Here is a 23,848-nt window from a genome sequence, read left to right as displayed (position 1 = left end):
ATTTAACTATATAACTTAGAATAATAACAGAAAAAAGTCAATATTTTAAAAACCCCATACTTGGTACGGGGTTTTGTTTTTTTTCAAAACTCATCAGGCGGAAATAACGCCTTTAGCCAATTTTTTGGCATCTTGTCTTGCGAAATGAGAAAATACTGATTGCAGGCACCGCAGCAAGTCCTTACTCCGCAAGCATCTACATCGTGACGAAAACCGGCACAACGACTGATGTCGCTAAAAGTCACGTCCAGATCGCTGTTGCAATGCGGACACGTTATTTGAATCACCGTTGTATCAGCGACAAGTCCTGCCTTATCTTCTCCATAAACACGGACTTTCATTCTATTTTACCCCCAACCGTTCTTTGATAAAATCGCCAATGACTCGCACTGCCTCTTTGTCCATGGCAGCAAAATCGCGGCCTATTTCAGACTCACGGTCAGAACCGGTTTTGGCGTTAACCGAACCGCATTTCTTGCATGTCTTGAAATCACGGCTCATCTGTTCCAGCTGTTCTTTGGTCTTGCCCAAACCGGTTTTCCAACCGGTCCAAAACCGGACATAGCCGCAATCTGGACAAACTGTTTTGTACGCTTCCATTGACCGCTCCTTTTTTTCAGGTTATTTGCAACTAGACAACGTCGAGAGACGATTTTGTGGCAACGCCGACAGCAGCGACGATGTCAGTAATAGCAGCCAGTGCACCAACTCCTTCATCGCCGCAAGCCAACTTTTTACTTACCGGTGGCACTACACACAGCTGAAAAATATTTTTCAAACTTTGCAAGTGCGTTGCGGTAAACGACGACTGCCACATCTTGGTATTCATAGCCGGTGCCAGCACAACTGGTTTGGCCGGATCCCAAGCGCGGACAATACAAGTCAGTAGATTGTCTGCTAGACCGTTTGCGATTTTGCCAAGCGTGTTAGCCGACAGCGGCGCGATTACCAGCACATCAGCCCAGTCGCGCAAGACAATATGCTCGATCGGCATATTTTTTTTGTAGTTGAGTCCGCGCCATTCGGCGGCATCGGTAACTACCGGCGCTCCGAGTTTGCTTGGAAACAATAGCTCGATTACCCGCGCTAACATCCTACCAAGTAAGCCAAGCTTGCTTGCTAGCAACGCTTTAACAAACTCGAGCTTGAGAGACCAGCTGAAATACAGCGAAGCAATAGTTGGAACAACGATCACCTCGCAACCTTCTGCTTTTAGCGCTGCCACAATTTGCCTGTCGAGCTTGGAAGCTACACTCCCAGTCAGCCCGAGTAAAACTTTATTTTTCGTCATACCAACCCGCCCTCCTTTCAATCGTCTCGCCGATTTTTTCCCGCGAAATTTTCTCTGCCGTATTATCAGACCCAATAGCATAGGCATATTGAGCGGCCCACTCCAGACAGTTGGCGATGATTAGGTCTGATGCCGAATCAGCTCGGCTCTGACGGGCGATATTGACTAGCTCTCCGTCGCCGATTCCCACCTGCAGTTTGAACTTGACCAGATAGCCGGCAAAACCCCAATCGGTCCGAATCTTGTCGATCAATTTTGCTGTCGGCACCATTTCCAGATACAGCTTGCCGTGCCGAGAAGAAACTTTTGTACCAGCGTCTAGTGGCAACAACTGACCTCCTACATCTTTCGTCAGTACTTGAGCGACCTGATAGTCGCTGACTGCGGCCGAATGAACGATCATGTCATATGCGCCGGCAGTGATCAGCTTTTTCATTGCGCTAGCCAGGTCGTTGAACGTCCGGAATTTCACCACCTGAATATTCCAGCCATTGCTGATCTCGCGGTAATCTTCAAGCAGCTCTGGATTTGAGGTGAGCAAAGTCACGCCGTGTCCTCGCTCTGCAAAATGTGCAGCAATAGCCGTTCCGGTTTTGCCCTTAAAGATATTGGAAATAACTCGCACCTGATCAATAGGCACTACTGTGGACCCGGCGGTAACCAAAATTCTTTTTCTTTCCATATTCCGTCTCCTTACCCTATATCCAACGCAAACAGCCTTGCGGCGTTACGCCAGTAGATTTTTTCCTTGTCTTCTTTACCTAGTCCCAGCCGTTCCACGAAATCAACCGTGTCGGCGTAAGACTGAATAGGAAAGTCTGTACCAAACATCACTCGATCGATGCCGGCTTGCCCTGACGAAATAAACATTTTGATTTGCGCCAACACTTCATCTTTGTATTCCTCAGTCGCTTCTTCTGTTCCCGAACGAAACTGTCCGGAAATATCCGTGTAGACGTTTGGCAATACTGCCATCACGTCATACAGCAACTCACTGAAGTAGGGATTGGCCAGATGTGCCAGCACAAAATTGACTTCGGGAAAGCGTGTCGCTGCTTCGATAATCTGCGACGGTCGCGCCAAATTTTGCCACTCGTCAATCGGGCAGACTTGACCGCAGCGACCGCGACCCTCTCCCCGATCTTTGACCGGGCAGCAGTGATGCAACTCACCGGTATGAACCGTCACCGGCAAACGATACTTTTCCGCGAGCTCATACAGTGGATCGATTCGTCGATCGGAAAGGTGAAAATTTTGATAACCGGGATAGAGCTTAATCCCGACGATCATTTTTTCTCGCGCCAAGAGGCTGATCTCCTGCAGACCGATGTGTAGACCGTCAGCAGTCATAGCGTTTAGACTGGCGCACATGGCAAAAAGTTTGCTTTCTCCGATTCGGCGCAGCAGATCCAAATTGTGCAGTCCCGTGCCTTTGGTCGGAAAATACGTTGCCATCAGGATGATTTTCCTGACGTCGTACTGCGCGGCCAATCCTTCCAGATCGGTCAGTGTGGCGGTTTTGGTATGTAAATCCCACAGATCGTGCGTAGTAGTATGGGTATGGACATCGATAATCATCGTTATCCTCCTTTTTGTTTGTTTCAATTTTTAATGTTCTTTTTCCACCTATATTTAACAGCTAAATACCAAAAGTGTTAATATGTGTTTATAACTATTGATAAACAAATAAATTTTTTATCTAATTTTAAATATATTTCATTACAAACAATCTTTGACAAAACCATCAATAACTAATATTATTATAATAGTCATTTCCAATTTCTTATTTCTCTTGACCCTAATCCCCAACTACCATCTACCAACTACCAATATGTCCCAAATCACCGACTCTCTAAAAAATCTAGGTCTGACGCAAACTGAAGTAAAGATATACCTCGCTGCTTTGAAATACTCGACGATCGGGGTAAATGAACTGGTCAAACAAACCAACGTTAACCGGACGACAATTTATCACGCCCTAGGCACTTTGACAGACAAGGGACTGGTCGGGAAAAAAATTTCCGGACAAAAAATACTTTTCACCGCCACCGACCCGAAAAACATCCAAAACCTGCTCCAAGAAAAAATTAGAATGCTAGAAAAACAAAAAGGTGAAATCTCCGCTATTATCCCGCTCCTGCTACAAAGCATGGAACAGCCGGAAAATAAAATCAGCGTCTATCACTATGAAGGGATCGAGGGCGTAAAAACAGTAATCGAAGACGCACTCTACTGCAAATCAAAACACTGGGATATTATTTCTCCCATTAAAAACTTTTTTTCTGAATTTGATAAAAATTACGCCAAATATTTCGTGGAAACCCGCCAAGCCAAAGGTATTACCAGCCGATCGCTCTGGGAATACCAAGAAAGTCAAAAACTAATGACCCCGCAACAGCTCCTGGAACGCAACCCTCGCGTCCTGCCGCCGGTAATGTACGGAAAATTTTCTTCAGTCATCGATATTTACGATGACAAAGTGCTGATTATTTCTTCACTCAAAGAACTGTCGGCAGTACTAATCCAATCAAAAGAATTTCACGATACCATGCTCGCGATATTTGAAGGATTGTGGTCCGTGTCTAGCGGGATAATATTAAAAAACTCCGCCCAATAAACGGAGTTTTAAAATATTCTAAAAACTTATTATATTATATTAACTTTTCCAACTTTTCTTTTAATTCCTCTTTTGTTCTCATCCCAGTCATGCGTTCGACTATTTGCCCGCCTTTAAAAATAATCAAGGTAGGAACAGACATAATTTCGTATTTCTGGGAAAATTCCGGCGCTTTGTCAACGTCCAGTTTGGCGATTTTTACTTTTTGGTCCTTCATCTCCTCGGCTAATTCATCAATCATCGGCCCCTGTATTTTGCACGGACCGCACCAAACGGCATAAAAATCTACAAGCACCGGCACGTCAGAGGCGAGTACTTCTGCCTCAAAATTTTTGTCATCTAATATAATCTCAGACATATAAATTATTAATTGTTAATCATTAATTATTTTACTTTTCTCTCTATCATTTCTTCCTGATAGACTTCCAGCGTATCACCAACAGCTACCTCAAATTTTCCTTCTAATTTAATACCACATTCAAAACCTTTCTCTACGTCTTTGACTATCTGCTTGGTGGTTTGTAACTCCAAAATTTTCAGTCGCGCTAAATCAAGATTCTCGCGCATCACGCGAACCTTGGCTCCGGTTTCTATCTTGCCAGACTTAACACGACCGCCAACCACTTGACCAACCTTATCTTTTCTAAATAACGCCAAAACTTCCACCTTGCCGATATCGTTTTCTTTAATCTCTACTTCAATCATAGCGTTTAGTTTTGTTCTTACCAAATCAAGCAACTCATAAATGATTTTATAGGTTTTTACCTCTACCTTTTTTTCATCCGCTATTTTATTAGCCAGTGGCGTAACCTGAACGTTAAAACCGAGTACCACGCCGTTGTCGCCTTCGGCACGCAAAACGTCGGATTCAACTATATTACCCAGCCCTTGAGAAACTATTTTATACTTTACACCATGCGGAATTTCTAGTTTAGCCAAAGATTCGACAATCGCTTCGGTCGAACCCAGTACATCGCTGCGCAAAACTATATTCAGAGTCTTTATCTTCTCCTCGTCTTCTTCGCTGGAATTTTCGGTTTGCGTTACTACGGCGCTAGAAACAGACGACGGTTTTTGCTTCTTTATCTTTTGTTCGTTTAGTTTTTTGACATCGGATACGACTTCTAATATATCACCGACCGCGGCTTCCGCCCGCCAACCTAAAATCTTGACCGGCATTCCCGGCGGAGCGGCAAAAACATCTTTGCCGATCCAATCTTTCATCGCCCGCACCCGACCGTAAAAAGCGCCATTAATAGACAAAATATCATTTACTTTTAAAGTACCGGTTTGCACTAACAATGTTGCCACGGCTCCTTCGCCGGCATCTTTATGAGCTTCGATAATAGTACCGCATGCCGGACCGGTAGGATCGGCCATAGTTTTTTCTTTATTCAAATCCATAATCAACAAGATCATCTCCAGAAGTTGATTAATATTAGTTCCTTGTTTAGCGGAAATAGGCACACAAACAACTTTGCCGCCCCAATCTTCTGGCAATAAATTTCGCTGCGCCAAATCTTGTTTTACCTTTTCAATATTGGCATCTGGTTTATCGATTTTATTTATCGCCACGATAAAAGGCAAATTGAGCGCCTGTAAAATCTGAATTACTTCCACGGTTTGCGGTTTTATCGAATCATCGGCAGCTACTACAAGTATGGCGATATCGGCGACCTTGGCACCGCGGGAACGCATAGTAGTAAAAGCCTCGTGACCAGGAGTGTCGATAAAAGTGATCGCCCGTCCCTGAAAAATGGTTTGATACGCGCCGATGTGTTGAGTAATACCGCCGTGTTCCGTATCAATAACGTTTGTTTTACGAATAGCGTCGAGTAATTTAGTTTTGCCGTGATCGACGTGACCCATCACCACTACTACCGGCGGACGTGCTTGCAATTTTTCTTTATCAGCACTATCAAGGATATCTCTTATTCTTTTATCCTTATCGATATCAACGTCGGAAGCGACATCTTCCGACTTTTCTACCGTAAAACCAAAACCTTCCGCCACGATGGCAGCGGTGTCATAGTCTATTCTCTCATTAAGCGTTGCCAAGATTCCATTGTTCATCAGTTCGGCGATCACCTGATTGACCGGCACTTCCAATTTTTCCGCGAATTCACGGACAGTCATCACTGCCGACAGTTTTACCGGACCGCTGTCCTGCATTTTGAGCTTACGTTCTTCGATTAATTTTTGCTTGCGAATAGCCTCAAGCTTAGCCTGATGTTCACGATAAAAACGCGGCCATTCCCGTAAAATTTGCGACGCTACCCGCGGATCAACTTTTATCGCTCGCGCGCCAATATCAAAACCAAGCTGCGGCAAAAGTTCCAGTAGCTCTTTTGTTGTTACTCTTAGTTTTCGTGCTAGCTCAGTAACATTCATAACAAGTATTCAAAAGTTTACGTTATTTATGACAAAAAGTCAATTTGGAAATAAATGATTGAAGGCTAACGGCTGGAGATTAAAAATTACAAATCTTATATCATACATTCCGTCTTTTACCTGCCGCACCTTTACAAAAATCATTTTGTGCTATAATATAGTGAACTTATGTCTAATAGAGCCCAACGCGCCGGAGAAGTGCTGCGCGACAAATTAAGCGAAATCATAGCAAGAGAGATCGAATTGCCAAAAGATTCTTTGGTAACTGTTTTGCGCGCGCAAATATCTCCAAACCTGCGCTCCGCCAAAATCTGGATAACCGTCAGCCCCGAAGAAAATATTGGTATTGTTTATGGTAAGCTGCGCGATAGCGTCAAAGAATTGCGCCGTTTATTGGCTGCCAAACTGGATTGGCAATTTACCCCACTACTGTCTTTTCGCATTGACCGAGGAGCGATGGCGGCACAAGAAGTAGAAAGACTGCTTGAGCAAATCCGCCAGGAGAGTAAAAAATAAAAAAATATACCCCTCTCTATATTTTACGCTTACCCTTTCTACACTAATTTATGGTTGATCTATTTTTAGCCCAAAAAATTTTAGATAAAATATTGACTTCAAAAAAAATTTTGATTTTGGGGCACTCAATTCCCAAACCGGACGGAGATAGCCTCGGATCTTGTTTTGCTTTTGGTCATTATCTAAAAAGTATCACAAAAAATTTTACGATTTTCAATCTTTATCCCGTTCCTGCCAGCTTGAGTTATTTACCCGGAGTTAATTTTTTAAAAAACAACCCGGAAGAAATTTATACGAAAGAATACGATCTGGTCGTCATGGTTGATTTTGGTCAACTAAAAAATTCCGGCATCGAAGAAAAGCTACGTGAAATAAAAAAAACAGGAACAACTTTTATCAATATTGATCATCACCAAAACCCCGAACCGAATTTTTTTGATATCTCGCTGGTAATAACCGACGCTTCTTCTACTTGCGAAATAGTTTACAATCTTTTTGTACAAATGGGAATAATAATAACCAAAGATATCGCCACTTGCTTACTGACAGGACTGGTCACCGATACGGAAAATTTCACAAATCTAGGAACGACTTTTACCGCTTTACGTACCGGCGCTGAACTGCTTGGTTTTGGCGCACGACTGCAAGAAGTAACAATAAATACTTGGCAAAACAAAAAACTGCCTATTTTACATCTTTGGGGAATTGCCCTCCTGCGCCTAGAAGAAGACCCGCAAACAGGAATAGCCACCACTGCCATCACCCTTAAAGATTTAGAGGATAACAAAGTATCACCTGATGATTTTGCCGGCGTGGCAAATTTTTTAAACAACCTTGGTACGGCAAAAGCAGTAATCATTTTCAAAGAAGAAGATGGCGGTTTTGTCCGCGGCAGTCTGCGCACCACTCGTGATGACGTCGATGTGTCGGAAATCGCTCGTCAATATGGCGGCGGCGGGCACAAAAAATCCGCCGGATTTTTGGTACGGGGACGGATAGAAAAAGTAGAAGGCAAGGGCTGGAAAGTAACGGTTATTAATTAGATATTTAAACCTTCTTATACCCGTTTTCTTTTTATTATTTTCATAAATGCCAAAATTTTCAGTGTTTTCAGACAAAGCTAAAGTTCTTGAAAATTAACCGCATCAATGCTACCATTTATTCATCTCCCAAAAACAAAACTGGCTTTTTGGAATTAACTTCTTAAAATCTTAATTTATGAATTACCTTATCCCTACTGTTATTGAAAAATCCCAGTTCGGCGAACGCGCTTACGACATTTATTCTCGTTTGCTCAAAGACCGGATTATATTTTTAGGATCTCCTATTGACGATGTTGTCGCCAACATTGTCATCGCTCAATTCTTATTTTTGGACGCTGAAGACAGCAAAAAAGACATCAAGCTTTATATCAATTCCCCCGGAGGCAGCGTAACTGCCGGGCTGGCTATTTACGATACCATGCAGTATGTAAAATGTGACGTTGCCACTATTTGTGTTGGTCAGGCAGCTTCCATGGGAGCGACGCTACTTGCCGCTGGTACTAAAGGAAAAAGATACGCTCTGCCTAATTCGGAAATAATGATTCATCAAGTAATGGGCGGCGCCGAAGGACAAGCTGCTGATGTCAAAATCCGCGCTGAAAGAATTATCAAGGTTCACGAAAAAATGAATAAGCTGCTAGCCAAACATACCGGCCAGCCGGTTGTTAAAATAGAAAAAGACGGCGATCGTGATTTCTTCATGGACGCAGAAGAAGCTAAAAAATACGGCATTATCGATAAAATTATTATCAATAGCAAATAATTTTTGTTTACGCGGAAAAATTACGGTCTAAAACAACCTAACTTCTATAAACTAAATAAAAATACCTCGCTTATCGCGGGGTATTTTTTAAAAAATATTTTCTATATTTTATACGGCTGCCGGAGTATTGCTGGAAGACTTGAGCGTTTCTTTCAAAACCTTACCGGCTTTAAATTTGACTACTTTAGTCGGAGGAATGGTAATAGAAGTTTTCGATCTCGGATTAATGCCTTCGCGACCTTTACGAACGCGAGCGGAAAAAGTACCAAAACCAGTAAGAGTAACTTCACCGCCGTCTTTAATAGTGTCCATTATAGTTTGCATCAGGGCGTCAACCAAATCCTCGGCCTGTTTTTTTGAGACGTTGGCTTTTTGCGCTAGGGTTTCGATTAGAGTAGCTTTGTTCATATGGTTTTTCTTGTGGTTAAATTTATTCTAATTTTACCTCTTTTATTATACTATACGACAATTTCCTTGTCTAACCGTTTTATTTTACGTGTCAAGCCTTTGGCGGTATCGATTTCCAGATAGACAAAATTAGCCAGGCAGATGCCGTTTTCCGATATTTCAAAACGTGAACTGCGTTCTTTGTTCATATAAGCATCAAGTATCGGTTCAATCTGTCCGCCCAAGATAGAATTTTTATCTCCCACCATACCGACGTCGGTAATATAACCGGTGCCTTTTGGCAAAATTTTCATATCGGCGGTAGGAATATGGGTGTGAGTACCAAGAACCGCCGATACCTCGCCGTCAAATTGCCGACCTAGGGCAACTTTTTCCGAAGTGGCTTCAGCGTGAAAATCAACGATGACCATTTTAACCTTTTTTGGTTTGGCGTTAGCTAAAATATCCGCTAATTTGGTGAAAGGATTAGTCGGTACCGGTTCATCCTTGATAAACAATTGACCCAGAAGATTAACTATCATTATCGGACCCTTGGCGGTTTCGATTATCTTGTAACCCTTACCCGGAGTTTTGTGTGCATAATTTGCCGGACGGATAATCGGAATATCTTCGTCGAGCATTTCTACTCCTTCTGGTTTTTTGAATATGTGATTTCCCGAAGTAGCAAAATCAATACCGCTTTCAATCAGCTCGTTCCAGGTTTTACGAGTAATACCTTTGCCGTGAGCGAGATTTTCTACATTGACAATCACCAAATCAGCTTCGTATTTTTTGCGAAGGTTCGGCACAGCCTTAACCAGCGCCCGCCGACCGATTTTACCGATGACGTCGCCGAAAAACAAAACTTTAAGGTTATTCGTTTTTATCATATTTTATAGAGTGACCGTCTGGCTGGTAAAAAAATATTTCTAAATTACCAATTAGTAATCATTGATTTTATCTGGCGTATTCAATCACGCGCATTTCGCGGATAATATTGACCTTGATTTCACCGGGGTATTTGAGTTCGTTTTCGATACGATTGGCGATATCTCGAGCAAGCTTAGTCGCCTGCAGATCGTTTATTTCGTCAGCATTGATAAAGACGCGGATTTCACGACCAGCCTGAATAGCATAAGTTTTTTCCACTCCGGCAAAAGAAGTAGCGATTTTTTCCAGTTCTTCCAAACGCTGCAAAAAATTTTCATAAGTATCTTTTCTTGCTCCTGGTCTGGCACCGGAAATAGCGTCGGCCACTTTGACAATAACAGCCTCCAATGTCGGCGGTTTGTCCTCGTGATGATTGAGTATCGGGGTAATAATTTCCTCAGGTAAACCAAATTTTTTAGCAATATCGCGTCCGATTTCCGGATGAGTACCCTGGACTTCATGATCAACCGCCTTGCCAATATCGTGAAGTAGTCCAGCTTTTTTTGCGACTGTAACATTGGCACCAAGCTGCTCTGCTAGTAGCGCGGACAAATGAGCAACCTCCATGGAATGCTGGAGCACATTTTGACCGTAAGAGGTGCGATATTTGAGACGACCTAAAATTTGTACCAACTTAGGATCAAGCCCGGTGATTCCCAACTCGTAGAGAGCATTTTCACCTGCCTTTTTAATATCTATGGCAATCGCGGTTCTGGCTTCGTTGACCGCTTCTTCGATTCTTCCCGGATGAATGCGACCGTCGACGATCAGTTTTTCTAAAGCTAATTTGGCAATATGACGACGAATAGGAGAAAATCCGGAAACAGTGATTGCCTGCGGAGTGTCGTCAACGATAATCTCGGTACCGGTTAGCTGTTCAATAACACGAATATTCCTACCTTCACGACCGATAATTCTGCCTTTCATTTCATCGGATGGCAAATCAACGGTCGTAGTAGTCAACTCTACGGCTTGTGAACCGGCACAACGCTGAATAGCCAGCGTAACAATATCTCTAGCCTTCTTTTCCACTTCTTCGGATTCCTGGGCTTCCAGTTTTTTCACCCGAGCAAGAATAGTGTCCTTGCTTTGTTCTTCGACGTTTTTTAACATCACCTCGACAGCCTGATCCTTAGTCATACCGGCGATTTTTTCCAGACGCGCGAGCTGCTCTTCCTTAATCTCATGAATCTTCTTTTTTACTGCTTCAAGCTGCTGCGCCTTGTCGAAAATTTCTTGCTGTTTGTTTTCCAGCTCAAGCAACTTTTGATCAAAACGGCTTTCGCGCTGTTCTAGACGTTTTTGTAATTGGCGCATTTCTTGCTTGGAATCCTGTTCTTCCTTTTTCGCCTCATCAATTATTTTGATGGCTTTCTCCTTTGCTTCCAGTAATAACTCTTGTTGTTTGTTTTTAGCTTCGGTTAAAAGTTTTGAAGCCTTGGCTTCGGCTGAAGCAGCGCGCTGACCAAGAATTAATTTGCGCAGCAAATATCCGCCGCCGACTCCTAAAAATAAACCGATAACTGCAAAAAAAATGGGATCAAACATATTATTGTTTACCTTTTCTGCTGTTTAAAACAAGATAATGAGTTTAGCCAAAATTAGACCTGTTTTTTATTCCAGGTTCGTGACAAAAACTTTCGACAGATGTTATTTAGAGTTGATAAAGTCACAAAATCTTGGGAAAATGCTGAAATTCGGTGTTTTTCAGAAAATTACTCAATTCTTATTCCTTAGCAGAAAAGTCTTAATTAATTAGTGCTAGTATCATAGCATAGCCTTCCGCTCCTTGCAAGATTGCATTTTTGTGGTAAAATTTCGTTATCTTTATGATTGTCGCGGGAAAAATCATTGCCGGCAAAGTATTAGACCGGCTAAAAGAAAAAATAACGGCTTTACCGAAGACGCCGGTTTTGGGCGTGGTGCTGGTTGGCGACAACCAATCTTCGGTTATTTATATAAATAAGAAAAGGCAATCATGTGAAAACATCGGCATTGGTTTTAAACTTTTCAGCTATCCGAACGAAACCACCGAGGAAAACTTGCTGACGGAAATCGAACGGATTCAAGACAAGGAAGAACTGAGCGCCCTGATCGTCCAGCTGCCGCTGCCGGATGGTTTTGATACAAAAAAAATTCTGGACGCGGTCAGACCGGAATTTGACGTTGATTGCCTGTCTAGCGTAAATATTGCCCGATTACGAACTGACAACCCGGTATTTATCCCGCCGACTCCCGGGGCGATACTAGAAATACTTAACTACTATAATATAGAATTGTCTGGCTGCAAGATCGCAGTCGTCGGACTTGGTCAGCTAGTTGGCTCGCCAATATTAGCGATACTAAAGCAAAGAGGTTACGACGTGACGGCTTGCGATATTGATACGTCAAATAGAAACGAGATAATTAAAAATGCCGATGTTTTGATCACCGGTGTTGGCAAACCAAAAATTATTACCGCCGAGATGGTCAAAAACGGCGTGGTGATAATGGATGCCGGCATTAGTTTTGTTGACGGCAAAACCGTTGGTGATGTTGATTTTGAAGGGATTAAAGAAAAAGCTAGTCTAGTCACCCCACCGACTGGTGGTGTCGGTCCTGTAACAGTGGCGAAGTTACTTGAGAACGTGGTTAAAAATCAATAATCACAAGTCCTGTTTTCTGTCGCGTGTTATTACGACGCATAATTTTTCCAGTTGTTTTTATCCAATTCCGCCAACGCGACGGAATTTTTTAGTTCGTATTTTCCGATTTTAGTCCGTTCTAATGCAGCCAGATAGCCGCCGACACCGAGACTGGCACCAATATCGTTTGCCAATGAACGAATATAAGTACCGGATGAACAATGAACGTTAATTTTTAGAATCGGATAACTGTACTCTAAGATTTTAATTGAAAATATTTCTATCTCACTTGGCGCGCGTTCGATCTCTTTTCCGGCACGAGCTAAATCGTACAGTTTTTTGCCGCCGATTTTTTTAGCCGAAAACATAGGGGGAATCTGCTGCTGTCTGCCGATAAACACATTTATGGTTTTTTTGATTTCGTCCAAACTTGGAGCTAGTGATTTGGAAGCGGGGATTATTTTCCCTTCTGCATCATAGGTGTCAGAAGTCGCTCCTAATTTGATTGTCGCGACATATTCTTTATCCAGCTTTACAAATCTATCTATTTCCTTAGTTGATTCTCGATTGATCGCCACGATCAAAAGACCGGTCGCTAGCGGATCGAGTGTTCCGGCGTGACCGATTTTTTTTATTCCGGTAATCCGGCGCAAAACATTTACAACATCATGCGAGGTGATACCGGTTGGTTTGTTAACTAAAAGAAACATAAAAGAAGTATACAGTATATATCATATTTTACCATTAACTCAAGAGGCGGTATACTAAAAGTACACACAATTCATCTGCGCTGAAAGGGGGTGATAAAAGTGAAAAAACCGCGCAAAGAAAAACCCATAAACAAAAAAGTGGGTCCGGAAGAAAAAGTACGAGATTTGTTGATAAAATTTTTGCAAACAGACAAGAAAGGAGATGAAAACTGGCTGATGCACGAAATCGATCGCATCTGTAGAGTTAAAAAATGCCAACATTTGGCTCTACCCGAAGTACGATGCGTTATCAATCATTTCCGGAAGAAAAAAATAACACTCTTCGAAGCAGCGGAAATGATCGTGATCTAAAACCACGAAAATCAGGGGGCTAAAATGTTGGTCTATCAGTCGGGTCTTTAACGCTTTTTCTCGACACAAGAGAAAAGGCGTTTTTTTTATTTTTTATCTTTTTTCTTGTTTGACACAAAGCCTCTTTGGAGATAAGATATTGCTTCTCGTTCTTTTTATCAATAACAACCAACTTGCGTGCCTACGACTACAAATAAAAGGAGGGCGATATGTGCGGAGTTGTGGGAATAATCGGTCGTGATCAAGTCATCTCCCGATTAGTTCAAGCAGCCGGACGTCTGCAAAATCGGGGCGACAGATCGACGCGGGCGGTAACATTTTGCCAAGGAAGACTTTTTGAGATTGGCGCAGTGGCGCCACCTGAAGTGGCGTACTTCAATATCAATTATCAGGATTTTCCCGGACGACTTGGCATTGCTCATACTCGTTACGCCACAACTGGTAGCGATGATCTGGCTTCCCTACAACGCAATATCCAGCCATACATCGGTCAAGGTACGGCTATTTGCGGAAACGGCGACCTGATTTCTTCGGTTTCGTTGCGGAAAAAACTTTTTCATTCGGATGGAAAAATTTTCCAAACGCAGCTCGATATCGAAATCACCGACGAATTATTGTCGCGTGAAATGCGACAACGGCGAGTGGCTCAAACCAGATCTCACGACAAATACGCCAAAAAATTATTTGCCGCTGTCGAAGCGGTCAATAAGCAACAAGTCGGCGCCTGGTCAAACCTGGTTTTGCTGCCGCGCGGATTATTGGCTTTTCGCGATCCGGCAGGAATTCGACCTTTGACAATGGCTAAAAGGTACAAAGACGGCGTATTACGTGAAGTGATGTTTGCTTCCGAAACCAGCGTTTTTCACGCCTTTGGCACCGACTACTGCGAGATTGAAGAAATCAGTCCGGGAGAAATGGTTTTTGTTTCCTCCGCTCCGCACTTGAAAGTTTACCGCCACAAGCCGGAAAGCGTCGACACTTCGGCCTTTTGCTTTTTCGAGTACATTTATTTTGCGCGACCGGACTCGGCGTTCAAAAAACAAGTGGTCGAAGTAGTTCGTGAACGCCTGGGTCAGACCCTGGCCAACGAATACAAAGAAAAATTTGCCGGCAAGATCGACGTAGTTATCGGCATTCCCGCCTCTGCTCTTTCTGCCGCCGCTCAGTTCGCTCACGAACTCAGCGTACCTTTCAAGGTTGGCGCGGTGATTAAAGTCGGCAACAAAAGATCTTTCCAGGAAACCAGCCAAGAAAAACGGAAACGCGCGATTCAAGACAAATTCTTGTTTCTCAAGCAGTTTGTCAAAGGCAAACGCGTTGCAGTGGTTGACGACTCCAACGTTCGGGGTAACACCGCTAAAAAAATAATCGAGGCGCTTCTCAGTCTGGAAGCAAAAGAAGTACACTACTTCTTTTTCTCGCCACCGATTATCGGTTCTTGTTTTTACGGCATTGACACGCCGGATGCGCGGCATTTGATCGCTCACCGTCATGGTAGCGATCCGATCAAAATTGCGGAAGAAATGAAGGCGACAAGCGTTAATTATGTCTCGATGGCTGGATTACTGCAGGCGCTAGACGTGCCAGAAAAGGAACTGTGTCTTGGCTGCATCACCAAACGATATCCGACTTCTGTAACGGAAGCGGAAAATCGCGTTGCTGAACGGCTAAAACAGCGTCGCCATGGCACTTGCGGCGCAATGAAAAGTTAAAAAAACCATTCACAATCCCGCGAATTAATTTTCGCGGGGTTTTTATAACCATCAAAAAATACCTATTAGTATTATCTTAAAAAAAAATTACTACCCATGCCAACCAAGTCTTTAACCTCATTTCAAAAATATTAAATTGTTAGAACCATGGGGGTTTGGGGTCCGCCAACTGGCGGACTGCCCCTGCCTGCCGGCAGGCAGGCGGTATAAGGGCGAAAGATGGTCAACAAAATAAAGGTGTTGCTTCTCTTTGTCCGAAAACTACGCTTTTAAACGCACTCACCCCGCACATGCGGGGTGGTTTATCTGGTTAAAATGAAAAAAGGATACCGTGTGGCATCCTCTTTGAATTTTTAATATTAAGCGGCGGATTTTGCCGCCAACTTTTGCCTGGCTGTTTCAAGTCCTTCCACCGCCGCGGCGATGGTTTTATGGTTTTTGACCAGTTCGGTCTGCGGACCGCGCAAAAGGCGGTCCATGTTAGCTTCAGCCATAATCGTATCGACTGAAGCGGAAAACTGATTAAGCTTGACCGCCAAAGCGACAGTCGAGAGTTCGACATGATTGTCGACTGCCAGTTCTAATGCGGCCTGATCGTGAACAAACGAGTCAACCTCCCTCATAAGAGTCGCGTCGTCAACAGCATCGACGATCTCGGCGATCTCGGCCTTCACGACAGACAGTTGTTCAACCGTCTCTTGATACCAAGTATCGAGTTTGGTTTTGCTCGTACCTAGTCCTTCCAGCGCCGTATTCAATTTTTCCCGGGCGTCAAATAAATGCGCTCCGGCGCGAGTGCCAAGCTTTTCAATTCGCGACTTCACCTGCTTACTCTTTGTTGTACCAAAGAGTATTGCCGCTTCAACTTGTTGCCGCAAAGTCGCGAAGCGGCTGCTGTAACCGATCGTTCGGATTTCTTCCTCGCCCAACAAGTGCTCGAGGTAGGTCCGAACATCATCCGCGGTAACCACCTCGCTCGTGTTACCGCTACTTTTTTTTGCCTGACGACTACGCACCAGATACTTAACCAGCTGCCATGAGAAATAGCTGATTATAGTACCGCCAAACACGGCACTGAGCGTAGCCATGCCGTCTGATGCGCCCAGGGTGTGCAAGATATTACTGATTACCCCCGGTGACAAAAAAACTACAACAGAACAAATAAGGATAGCCAGCCCAAAAAGGAACCTTTTCGGAAGCATCTCCTCGCTTCCTCTGACCACTTTTCCACTTCTTTGTTGCTGCCATGATTTCCGGCAGCGTGGTCGGGAAAATAAAATGGAACTCTTCCTTGCTTTTGCGGCGACTAAACGCCAATTTTAGCCAACGGCTAAATTTTTTGAGCATCTTGCACCTCCTTCTGATATCTGAAATTGTTTCTTTATTTCTTTGTTTTTTTGTCAAAATTCAATTCTAAAATATTAGCATATTACTCTATTTTTGTCAACTATTTATGCTTAAATGAACATATTTACTAAAAACCCAAGTATTGATAGGATACAAGAAGTTAAAAAAACCATACCTATGAAACGCTTACTCAAAGAAATTATTCCTAAACAGATATTTTTCCTTTACCACTACTGTCTGGCAATACTCGCCGCGGTGGTTTATCGTTTTCCAGCAAATAAAATGATTATCATCGGCGTTACCGGCACCAGCGGCAAAACCACGACCAGTTATCTTACCGCTCAACTACTCGAAGCAGCCGGCTACCGCGTTGGTCTGTCTTCGACCGCTATTTTTAAAGTTGGCAACAAGGAATGGCTCAATGACAAAAAAATGACCATGCTTGGTCGGCTACAAACCCAAAAACTTTTACGCCAGATGCTTCAAGCCGGTTGCACTCATGCTGTGGTCGAAACCTCTTCAGAAGGAATACTGCAATCTCGCCACGTCGGTATCGCTTATGATATTTTGGTCTTTACCAACCTGACACCGGAACACCTCGAAGCTCACGGCGGTTTTAATAACTACAAAACAACCAAGCTGCGACTTTTTGCCGATCTGGAAAAAAGAAAAAGTAAAGTTATCGCTGGCAAAAAAATCCCCCGCACTATCGTCGCCAATATCGACAGTGAGCACGCCAAAGATTTTCTAAACTTTGAAGTTGACCAAAAAATCGTTTTTTCCCTTTCAGAAAAACTAACCAATATTTCCCCTCAGCCATTGATTGCGTCCAGTATTGAAGCAAGCGCCACCGGCAGCAGATTTAATATTGGTAAAGTCGAATTTACCTCACCGCTGCTTGGCGCTTTTAATACTTACAACAATCTAGCTGCGATTTCTGTTTTATATTCTCTAGGAAAAAATCTGATTGATATTGCTCGGCTTCTGCCACAAACTAAACCGTGTCCGGGCAGACTGGAAGTGATTGACGAGGGACAGAATTTTAGCGTGATTGTTGATTACGCTTTTGAGCCAAACGCTATGAATAAACTGTATGAAACAGTTCTCGCCCTAAAAAAACCAGCAGCTAAAATAATTCACGTTTTGGGCGGCACCGGAGGCGGGCGCGATAAAGCTCGGCGACCGATTATCGGCGGCATCGCCGCGCAAAACGCAGCTTACGTTATCGTCACCAACGAAGATCCTTATGACGAAGACCCTCGGGAAATTATCAATCAAGTTGCCAACGGTGCCAAAGGTAAAGGCAAAATCGAAGGTCAAAATCTTTTCAAAATCATGGACCGCCGCGAGGCGATTGCCAAAGCTTTTTCTTTAGCAACGCAAGACGATATTGTACTACTAACAGGTAAGGGTAGCGAACAAGCCATAGTTGTCAAAAACAACAAAAAAATCCCCTGGGATGAACGCGCTGTTGCGCGGGAGGAATTAAAAAAAGTAAATAGAAAAATAGAATAATTAGAAAAGCGGCGCCCGTAGGTGCCGCTTTTTGTTGTTCATTTTTGTTTGGCGATGGTCATTTTTCCATAACGCGCCAACGCCAGTACTGGCGTTCCTCCGCGAACGCCGCAAAGAGATCACGACCCGCCAGAGCGTCGTACTGAACTACGCAGTTGAGCGCCTCGGCGCTTCCGCCGCTGCGCAAAACTTGGCAGTAATCGATAATCGCCGCGGTCTGACCGGAGTCTTCAACATAAAAGTACAGTTCCAAAACGGAACCGACCTTGAAGAGACCGGCTACTTGCGTAGCGTCAAAAACCGCGACTGCCTGCTGATACGCCAAACTTACATCCGGCGTACCGATTTCTTGATATACCACCTCGGCAATCAGGTCTTGCCGATATTCATCGGCGGTGTCGTCATCGTCGTTGGTATCGCTGATTTCCGCAGCAGCCGCTTCGGACTGCGTTCCCGCGGTAGGCGCCGCGGTCGTAGTTTCGGTGACTTCGCCGCAAGCGACGAAAGCCAAAACGAAAACCACAAAAAACACCAAAAACAATTTTTCCATCAAACGTCTCCTTCTTGTTTTGAAATGAACTTGATAATGGATCATATCATATTACTATTTTTTTGTCAATAGATGAAGTATACAACATTAAATAACTTCTTTCTCACACTTAAAAATCACTTTATTATAAAGATAATTTTCTTCATATAGAGCTTCTTGACGTCCTCCCCGCACTCTCTTCGCGCCCCGCTTCGGGGCGCTTTGGTCGTGCGGGGTTTCCTGTAAGAAAGTAAAAAAGCGGCGCCCGTAGGTGCCGCTTTTTGTTGTTCAGTTTTTGTTTTGGCGCGCTTCAATCTCTTTCAAAAACTCCGCGAGAAAATCCTTGTCCGCGAAAGAAACCACCTTGTTTCCTTCACGAACACCGATGGTGTTGGTCCGCCAGAAATCGGGAGCGACAGCGCCGGTGGCAACGAAACGGCTCTTGATCAGTTCCCGCATCAACTTTTCAACGACATTGACGTTCTTCGCCAAATTGCTTCCCTGCAAATTGACTTCATCCAACCGATCGCGGTCAGCCGGAGACTCGCTCTTCTCCAAAGAATCAAATTCTTCGACGAGCTTGACGCTTTCCTTCATCTTCTGTTCCAGGAAATGAAACAGTCGCTGTTCGAGCTCGGTCATGTCGCCGATTACGTTTTCGCCTTCGGCCACCGGATCTTTCGGACCGATCAACTCATCGACCGGGGTGTCAAAAGCCGCGTCCAAATAAGTACCAACGAACGGATTGCCGTTGATCTCCGGCGCGCCGACCAACATTTTCGGCTCTTCCGGCACATAGATCATCCCGTCGGGACTGATAGCGAGCGCCGTGTGAGCCCTTCCCACAACGACACGGTCTTGCATCAGCCGCCAGAAAAGTGCTTTGACTGTCTCTTCCTGCTCGTGCAGGGCTGCCAGACGCGGAAGCTCCGGACAGTTGCGACCGCTTTCGCGCGCTTCCCTGAGACCAGCGAATACGCACGCATTGCAAGTCTTCTTGATCTCTTTTGGCGCTGAGACAAAAGCGTGCCACAACCGACGTTCGGTGTCAGTCATCGGGGAAATCGCATACCACCCCGACGGGACAAGATTTCCCGACTTCAGCAGCTCTTCAAGCGGAAGAGCGAAAGCCTGTTCCAGAAAAGTCTTCGCAAAAATGTTTCCGTTTTCACTCATCTCTGCCTCCTTGGTTACTAGGGCTTTTTGCCCAAATGTTAAGGTACTTCTGCTTTTTTTATCTATTTTCTTCCGAAAAACACCCTTATATCTGGTCTTAAACAGATTTGATCTCTTAACAAATATTAAGAATGAAAGTCAATACAGCGGCAAAATACAGGAGTCTTTGTCCCCGATTTGTTCATATCCTGTGTATAAACAAAGGATAAGGTAGACAAAAATAGACCGCCAAACCGATTTTTGGCTTTTCCCCAAAAGCATATTTATTAATTTTTTATTTAAATTTAGATAAAAAACCACAAAATGCACCCACTTGACAAACATTAAAACACCCTATTGACAGCACCACTGATGTTTGGTAGACTATTATCACTTTTTGGACTTACTAGCTATACACCTCCCGTAAGGGACAATAGTGGCTAAATTAAGTTCCATTTACTGTACTCCATATTGTCTGAACTCCCCGCTATTATAAGTAATTAAATCTAGAGTAGTGGGCACAAGAAATTAAAATTTAAAAATATTTATAACCCTCCCTGATTGATCAAATCTCTAAAAGGTCAACGGTGGGTGGGGAGATTTTTTTATGTCAATAACAAAAACATCGGGTCTTCCAGCACGTAAACGTTTTACCACTGTTATCGATGGCGCGCCGCTCCCAAATCTTATTCAAGTTCAAAGCGACTCTTACCGCTGGTTTCTTGAATCAGGACTAAAAGAATTGTTTGATGAAATTTCCCCTATCCGCGACACTTTTGGTCGCGAACTGGAACTTTATTTTACCGACTATTATCTTGACGAACCGAAATTTGACGAAATCACTTCCAAAGAAAAAAACATTTCTTACGAAGCGCCGCTCCGCGTCAAAGCAAAACTGAGCAACAAAAAAACTAATAAAAACCAGATCCAGGAAATCTATCTTGGCGACTTCCCCGTCATGACCGATCGCGGTACTTTTATTATCAACGGCATTGAACGCGCCGTAGTCTCCCAACTGATTCGTTCAGCGGGAGTATTTTTTACTTCAGAAAACATGCGCGGACGCCGGTTCTATGGCGCAAAAATCATCCCGAACCGCGGCGCTTGGCTGGAACTGGAAACGGATCAAAACAACGTAATCTGGGTAAAAATCGACCGCAAAAGAAAAGTAGCCATCACTTCTTTGCTGCGCGCTTTCGGTTATGGCAGCGATGAAGAACTGTTAGAGCTGTTCCGCGATGTCGACACCGATCCGGACGTCAAATATATCCAAAAAACCATCGAAAAAGACGCCGCTTCTAATTTGGAAGAGGGTTTGATCGAAATTTATAAAAGAATTCGTCCTGGCGATATGGCTACTCCGGACAACGCGAAATCTTTGCTTTACGCCATGTTTTTCAACTTTGACCGCTATGACTTTGACACCGTCGGTCGCTACAAAATCAACCAACGTTTCGGTTTTGATATTCCGATTGATAAAGAAACCCGCGTTTTGCGACGCGAAGATTTGATCGCAATCATCGGTGAAATTATCAAATTAAATATTTCTCAGCGCGACCCTGACGATATCGATCATTTGGGCAATCGTCGCGTCCGTGCCGTCGGCGAATTGGTAAAAAACAAATTCCGGATTGGTCTTGCCCGTATGGAAAGAATTGTTCGCGATCGCATGAGTACCATGGATCCACAAAGCCTGTCGCCAAGCAAACTGATTAACGCTCGTCCAGTGATTGGTTCGGTCAAAGAATTTTTTATGTCATCTCAGCTTTCCCAATTCATGGATCAGACCAACCCGCTGTCTGAACTCGAGCACAAACGTCGTCTTTCCGCGATGGGTCCTGGCGGTTTGTCCCGCGAACGCGCCGGGTTCGATGTCCGCGACGTACACACTACTCACTACGGTCGCATCTGCCCAATACAAACTCCGGAAGGTCCAAACATCGGTCTAGTCGGTCATCTGGCTTCTTACGCCAAAATCAATGAATACGGCTTTATCGAAACACCTTATATGCGCGTCCGTCATATTGCCCTAGAAAATATCAAAGACGACAGCGGCAAAATTTTAGCTAAAAAAGACGAAGAAGTCAGCAAAGAAAATTGGCAATTGATGCGTAACAAATATCCCGAACTTTTAGCCAAAACCCGCGGTCAGGTAACCAAAGAATCTCACTATCTTAACGCTTTAACGGAAGAAAAAAATATCACTTGCAGCGCCACTGTTGCCGTTGACGAAGAAGGTTACTTTATCAACGAACGCACCGAGGTTCGACGCTACGGCGAGCCGGAAATGGATTACACTTATAACGTGGATTATATTGACACTGCTTCTTGCCAGGTAGTCAGTATCGCTACGGGACTGATTCCCTTTCTGGAACACGACGATGCTATTCGCGCCTTGATGGGATCAAACATGCAACGTCAGGCAGTGCCGGTTATCAGACCAGAGGCTCCTTTGGTCGGTACTGGTATTGAAGCGCGAGCCGCTATTGACTCCGGTCATGTTATTACCGCCAAAGAATCGGGCAAAGTTACCCGTGCAGATGGACTGGTGATCGAAATCCAAGACGACAAAGGTCATATTCGGAAATATCGTTTGAACAAATTTGTCCGCTCCAACCAATCAACTTGTATCAACCAAAAACCAATCGTCAGTAAAGGCGACAAGGTTAAAAAAGGCGACGTCATCGCCGACGGTCCTTCGGTTGATCATGGTGAATTGGCGCTCGGTCAAAACATTTTGGTCGCCTTTATGGCCTGGGAGGGATACAATTACGAAGACGCTATTATTGTTTCGCGCCGGGTTATCGAAGATGATCGCTTTACTTCTATATATATTGAAAATTATTCTATCGACATTCGCGATACCAAACTGGGACCGGAGGTTGTTACTTCCGACATCCCGAATGTTTCTGAAGAAAAACTAAAAAACCTCGATGCCGAAGGTATTATTCGCATCGGTGCCGAAGTTTCCTCCGGTGATATTTTAGTCGGTAAAATCACTCCCAAAGGAGAAACCGAGCTGTCCGCCGAAGAAAAACTACTCCGAGCGATTTTTGGCGAAAAAGCCAGAGACGTTCGCGATAGCTCTCTCTATCTGCAACACGGCGAACATGGAAAAATTATTGATGTCAAAATATTTTCCCGCGAAGCCGGCGACAAACTGCCTTCAGGAGTAATAAAAACCATTCAAGTAACTATTGCTAACATGCGCAAGGTCCAGATCGGTGACAAACTTTCCGGTCGACACGGCAATAAAGGCGTTATCGCCAAAGTTCTTCCAGTAGAAGATATGCCTTTTTTGGCAAATGGTACTCCGGTTGACGTCGTACTCAATCCGCTCGGCGTAGCCAACCGTATGAACCTCGGACAAATTCTCGAAACTCATTTAGGTCTGGCTGCCAAAGCTCTAGGCTACAAAGTTGCCACTCCCGTCCTCAACGGTATTTCCGAAAAAATTATTCAGGAAGAATTAATTAAAGCTGGCTATCCGGCTGACGGTCAACTCCAACTTTTCGACGGTCGCAGCGGTGAATCTTTTGATAACAAAACCACTGTCGGCTATCACTATACGCTCAAATTAAACCACATGGTAGAAGATAAAATTCACCAACGCTCCATCGGTCCTTATTCTCTTATCACCCAGCAACCTCTCGGAGGCAAAGCTCAATTCGGAGGTCAGAGATTCGGAGAAATGGAAGTTTGGGCGCTCGAAGCGTACGGTGCCGCTAACACGTTGCAGGAAATACTGACTATCAAATCCGATGACGTCCCCGGTCGCAGCAAAGCCTATGAATCGATTATCAAAGGTGAGCCTATCAATAAAATCAATATCCCGGAAAGCTTTAACGTCTTGGTCCGTGAAATGAAAGGACTTTGTCTTGACGTTGAACTGCTTAAAGAAGTTTCTGCTCTTGAGAATATCGAGAAGGTCGGCAGAAAATCCTCCAAAGAAAAAGACAGAAACTAA

The 23,848-nt window shown here is 44.0% G+C and carries 24 protein-coding genes; 9 read left to right on the top strand and 15 right to left on the bottom strand.

What is annotated here, in order from left to right; translation table 11 throughout:
* Positions 1-83: 83 nt before the first annotated feature.
* The 5 genes from WC310_02820 to WC310_02800 are packed head-to-tail and all read right to left on the bottom strand — an operon-like array spanning position 84 to position 2,869.
* A complete protein-coding gene (locus WC310_02820; protein MFA5358725.1) occupies positions 84-341 on the bottom strand; it encodes a hypothetical protein in 258 nt (85 codons plus the stop codon).
* A 1-nt stretch (position 342) separates the two neighbouring features.
* Positions 343-600 carry a hypothetical protein gene (locus WC310_02815; GenBank protein ID MFA5358724.1) on the bottom strand — a complete coding sequence of 86 codons (258 nt, stop codon included), beginning with the start codon at positions 598-600 and terminating at the stop codon, positions 343-345.
* Positions 601-631: 31 nt separating this feature from the next.
* Positions 632-1,291: a flavoprotein gene (locus tag WC310_02810; protein ID MFA5358723.1), complete on the bottom strand. Its 660-nt coding sequence runs from the start codon at positions 1,289-1,291 to the stop codon at positions 632-634.
* On the bottom strand, positions 1,278-1,973 hold the full coding sequence (locus WC310_02805) for a phosphopantothenoylcysteine decarboxylase (protein ID MFA5358722.1): 696 nt from the start codon (positions 1,971-1,973) through the stop codon (positions 1,278-1,280). The genes WC310_02810 and WC310_02805 overlap by 14 nt, the downstream gene beginning before the upstream one ends.
* Before the next feature lie 11 nt (positions 1,974-1,984).
* Positions 1,985-2,869, bottom strand: a complete 885-nt coding sequence (locus WC310_02800; GenBank protein ID MFA5358721.1) for an amidohydrolase family protein — start codon at positions 2,867-2,869, stop codon at positions 1,985-1,987.
* Between the two features lie 253 nt (positions 2,870-3,122).
* Between WC310_02800 and WC310_02795 the strand changes: the two genes are divergently transcribed.
* Positions 3,123-3,908 carry a helix-turn-helix domain-containing protein gene (locus WC310_02795; GenBank protein MFA5358720.1) on the top strand — a complete coding sequence of 262 codons (786 nt, stop codon included), beginning with the start codon at positions 3,123-3,125 and terminating at the stop codon, positions 3,906-3,908.
* Positions 3,909-3,942: 34 nt separating this feature from the next.
* Here WC310_02795 and trxA read toward each other — a convergent pair whose 3' ends face one another.
* The gene (trxA, locus tag WC310_02790) at positions 3,943-4,266 is read right to left on the bottom strand and encodes a thioredoxin (GenBank protein ID MFA5358719.1); all 324 of its coding nucleotides are present in this window, start codon (positions 4,264-4,266) and stop codon (positions 3,943-3,945) included.
* Between the two features lie 26 nt (positions 4,267-4,292).
* Positions 4,293-6,299 carry a translation initiation factor IF-2 gene (infB, locus tag WC310_02785; protein MFA5358718.1) on the bottom strand — a complete coding sequence of 669 codons (2,007 nt, stop codon included), beginning with the start codon at positions 6,297-6,299 and terminating at the stop codon, positions 4,293-4,295.
* 168 nt (positions 6,300-6,467) lie between these two features.
* On the opposite strand from infB, the gene WC310_02780 reads away from it, so the two are divergent.
* From WC310_02780 to clpP, 3 genes are all read left to right on the top strand, one after another.
* Positions 6,468-6,815 (top strand): ribosome-binding factor A, encoded by a 348-nt coding sequence (locus WC310_02780; protein ID MFA5358717.1) that lies wholly within the window; start codon positions 6,468-6,470, stop codon positions 6,813-6,815.
* 50 nt (positions 6,816-6,865) lie between these two features.
* On the top strand, positions 6,866-7,858 hold the full coding sequence (locus WC310_02775; protein ID MFA5358716.1) for a bifunctional oligoribonuclease/PAP phosphatase NrnA: 993 nt from the start codon (positions 6,866-6,868) through the stop codon (positions 7,856-7,858).
* Positions 7,859-8,033: 175 nt separating this feature from the next.
* Positions 8,034-8,621: an ATP-dependent Clp endopeptidase proteolytic subunit ClpP gene (gene clpP / locus WC310_02770; protein ID MFA5358715.1), complete on the top strand. Its 588-nt coding sequence runs from the start codon at positions 8,034-8,036 to the stop codon at positions 8,619-8,621.
* 108 nt (positions 8,622-8,729) lie between these two features.
* Here the strand turns inward: clpP and WC310_02765 are convergent, their stop codons facing one another.
* From WC310_02765 to rny, 3 genes are all read right to left on the bottom strand, one after another.
* Entirely contained in the window at positions 8,730-9,029 is a 300-nt protein-coding gene (locus tag WC310_02765) for an HU family DNA-binding protein (GenBank protein MFA5358714.1), read from the bottom strand.
* A gap of 50 nt (positions 9,030-9,079) precedes the next feature.
* The gene (locus WC310_02760) at positions 9,080-9,898 is read right to left on the bottom strand and encodes a TIGR00282 family metallophosphoesterase (protein ID MFA5358713.1); all 819 of its coding nucleotides are present in this window, start codon (positions 9,896-9,898) and stop codon (positions 9,080-9,082) included.
* A gap of 67 nt (positions 9,899-9,965) precedes the next feature.
* Positions 9,966-11,486, bottom strand: coding sequence for a ribonuclease Y (gene rny, locus WC310_02755; GenBank protein ID MFA5358712.1), 1,521 nt, complete (start codon positions 11,484-11,486; stop codon positions 9,966-9,968).
* Positions 11,487-11,767: 281 nt separating this feature from the next.
* Here rny and WC310_02750 point away from each other — a divergent pair, with 281 nt between their 5' ends.
* The gene (locus tag WC310_02750; GenBank protein MFA5358711.1) at positions 11,768-12,583 is read left to right on the top strand and encodes a bifunctional 5,10-methylenetetrahydrofolate dehydrogenase/5,10-methenyltetrahydrofolate cyclohydrolase; all 816 of its coding nucleotides are present in this window, start codon (positions 11,768-11,770) and stop codon (positions 12,581-12,583) included.
* A gap of 29 nt (positions 12,584-12,612) precedes the next feature.
* On the opposite strand, the gene truB is transcribed toward WC310_02750, so the two are convergent.
* Complete coding sequence (gene truB / locus WC310_02745) at positions 12,613-13,272, bottom strand: tRNA pseudouridine(55) synthase TruB (GenBank protein ID MFA5358710.1); 660 nt, start codon at positions 13,270-13,272, stop codon at positions 12,613-12,615.
* A gap of 99 nt (positions 13,273-13,371) precedes the next feature.
* Here truB and WC310_02740 point away from each other — a divergent pair, with 99 nt between their 5' ends.
* Both WC310_02740 and WC310_02735 read left to right on the top strand, forming a co-directional pair.
* A complete protein-coding gene (locus WC310_02740) occupies positions 13,372-13,623 on the top strand; it encodes a hypothetical protein (GenBank protein ID MFA5358709.1) in 252 nt (83 codons plus the stop codon).
* A gap of 209 nt (positions 13,624-13,832) precedes the next feature.
* Positions 13,833-15,335 (top strand): phosphoribosyltransferase family protein, encoded by a 1,503-nt coding sequence (locus WC310_02735; GenBank protein MFA5358708.1) that lies wholly within the window; start codon positions 13,833-13,835, stop codon positions 15,333-15,335.
* Between the two features lie 359 nt (positions 15,336-15,694).
* On the opposite strand, the gene WC310_02730 is transcribed toward WC310_02735, so the two are convergent.
* Together WC310_02730 and WC310_02725 are read right to left on the bottom strand one after the other, a co-directional pair.
* On the bottom strand, positions 15,695-16,477 hold the full coding sequence (locus WC310_02730; protein ID MFA5358707.1) for a hypothetical protein: 783 nt from the start codon (positions 16,475-16,477) through the stop codon (positions 15,695-15,697).
* Positions 16,455-16,682: a hypothetical protein gene (locus WC310_02725; GenBank protein ID MFA5358706.1), complete on the bottom strand. Its 228-nt coding sequence runs from the start codon at positions 16,680-16,682 to the stop codon at positions 16,455-16,457. The genes WC310_02730 and WC310_02725 overlap by 23 nt, the downstream gene beginning before the upstream one ends.
* Before the next feature lie 177 nt (positions 16,683-16,859).
* Here WC310_02725 and murE point away from each other — a divergent pair, with 177 nt between their 5' ends.
* Positions 16,860-18,197, top strand: coding sequence for a UDP-N-acetylmuramyl-tripeptide synthetase (gene murE, locus WC310_02720; protein ID MFA5358705.1), 1,338 nt, complete (start codon positions 16,860-16,862; stop codon positions 18,195-18,197).
* Between the two features lie 58 nt (positions 18,198-18,255).
* Here the strand turns inward: murE and WC310_02715 are convergent, their stop codons facing one another.
* Both WC310_02715 and WC310_02710 read right to left on the bottom strand, forming a co-directional pair.
* The gene (locus tag WC310_02715; GenBank protein ID MFA5358704.1) at positions 18,256-18,792 is read right to left on the bottom strand and encodes a hypothetical protein; all 537 of its coding nucleotides are present in this window, start codon (positions 18,790-18,792) and stop codon (positions 18,256-18,258) included.
* A gap of 222 nt (positions 18,793-19,014) precedes the next feature.
* Positions 19,015-19,902, bottom strand: a complete 888-nt coding sequence (locus WC310_02710) for a hypothetical protein (protein ID MFA5358703.1) — start codon at positions 19,900-19,902, stop codon at positions 19,015-19,017.
* Positions 19,903-20,488: 586 nt separating this feature from the next.
* Between WC310_02710 and WC310_02705 the strand changes: the two genes are divergently transcribed.
* Positions 20,489-23,848, top strand: coding sequence for a DNA-directed RNA polymerase subunit beta (locus WC310_02705; GenBank protein MFA5358702.1), 3,360 nt, complete (start codon positions 20,489-20,491; stop codon positions 23,846-23,848).

This window comes from Patescibacteria group bacterium (assembly GCA_041653535.1).
Classification (GTDB): domain Bacteria; phylum Patescibacteriota; class Patescibacteriia; order JACRDY01; family JACRDY01; genus JBAZFH01.
The sequence above is the reverse complement of the archived record's forward strand: the minus strand, read 5'-3'. Positions and strand labels throughout refer to the sequence as shown.

What these genes read in the sequence shown, in the direction of transcription:
- WC310_02820 (MFA5358725.1), bottom strand. Translation starts at nt 341, where the DNA reads ATGAAAGTCCGTGTTTATGGAGAAGATAAGGCAGGACTTGTCGCTGAT.
- WC310_02815 (MFA5358724.1), bottom strand. Translation starts at nt 600, where the DNA reads ATGGAAGCGTACAAAACAGTTTGTCCAGATTGCGGCTATGTCCGGTTT.
- WC310_02810 (MFA5358723.1), bottom strand. Translation starts at nt 1,291, where the DNA reads ATGACGAAAAATAAAGTTTTACTCGGGCTGACTGGGAGTGTAGCTTCC.
- WC310_02805 (MFA5358722.1), bottom strand. Translation starts at nt 1,973, where the DNA reads ATGGAAAGAAAAAGAATTTTGGTTACCGCCGGGTCCACAGTAGTGCCT.
- WC310_02800 (MFA5358721.1), bottom strand. Translation starts at nt 2,869, where the DNA reads ATGATTATCGATGTCCATACCCATACTACTACGCACGATCTGTGGGAT.
- WC310_02795 (MFA5358720.1), top strand. Translation starts at nt 3,123, where the DNA reads ATGTCCCAAATCACCGACTCTCTAAAAAATCTAGGTCTGACGCAAACT.
- trxA (MFA5358719.1), bottom strand. Translation starts at nt 4,266, where the DNA reads ATGTCTGAGATTATATTAGATGACAAAAATTTTGAGGCAGAAGTACTC.
- infB (MFA5358718.1), bottom strand. Translation starts at nt 6,299, where the DNA reads ATGAATGTTACTGAGCTAGCACGAAAACTAAGAGTAACAACAAAAGAG.
- WC310_02780 (MFA5358717.1), top strand. Translation starts at nt 6,468, where the DNA reads ATGTCTAATAGAGCCCAACGCGCCGGAGAAGTGCTGCGCGACAAATTA.
- WC310_02775 (MFA5358716.1), top strand. Translation starts at nt 6,866, where the DNA reads ATGGTTGATCTATTTTTAGCCCAAAAAATTTTAGATAAAATATTGACT.
- clpP (MFA5358715.1), top strand. Translation starts at nt 8,034, where the DNA reads ATGAATTACCTTATCCCTACTGTTATTGAAAAATCCCAGTTCGGCGAA.
- WC310_02765 (MFA5358714.1), bottom strand. Translation starts at nt 9,029, where the DNA reads ATGAACAAAGCTACTCTAATCGAAACCCTAGCGCAAAAAGCCAACGTC.
- WC310_02760 (MFA5358713.1), bottom strand. Translation starts at nt 9,898, where the DNA reads ATGATAAAAACGAATAACCTTAAAGTTTTGTTTTTCGGCGACGTCATC.
- rny (MFA5358712.1), bottom strand. Translation starts at nt 11,486, where the DNA reads ATGTTTGATCCCATTTTTTTTGCAGTTATCGGTTTATTTTTAGGAGTC.
- WC310_02750 (MFA5358711.1), top strand. Translation starts at nt 11,768, where the DNA reads ATGATTGTCGCGGGAAAAATCATTGCCGGCAAAGTATTAGACCGGCTA.
- truB (MFA5358710.1), bottom strand. Translation starts at nt 13,272, where the DNA reads ATGTTTCTTTTAGTTAACAAACCAACCGGTATCACCTCGCATGATGTT.
- WC310_02735 (MFA5358708.1), top strand. Translation starts at nt 13,833, where the DNA reads ATGTGCGGAGTTGTGGGAATAATCGGTCGTGATCAAGTCATCTCCCGA.
- WC310_02725 (MFA5358706.1), bottom strand. Translation starts at nt 16,682, where the DNA reads ATGCTCAAAAAATTTAGCCGTTGGCTAAAATTGGCGTTTAGTCGCCGC.
- murE (MFA5358705.1), top strand. Translation starts at nt 16,860, where the DNA reads ATGAAACGCTTACTCAAAGAAATTATTCCTAAACAGATATTTTTCCTT.
- WC310_02715 (MFA5358704.1), bottom strand. Translation starts at nt 18,792, where the DNA reads ATGATCCATTATCAAGTTCATTTCAAAACAAGAAGGAGACGTTTGATG.
- WC310_02710 (MFA5358703.1), bottom strand. Translation starts at nt 19,902, where the DNA reads ATGAGTGAAAACGGAAACATTTTTGCGAAGACTTTTCTGGAACAGGCT.
- WC310_02705 (MFA5358702.1), top strand. Translation starts at nt 20,489, where the DNA reads ATGTCAATAACAAAAACATCGGGTCTTCCAGCACGTAAACGTTTTACC.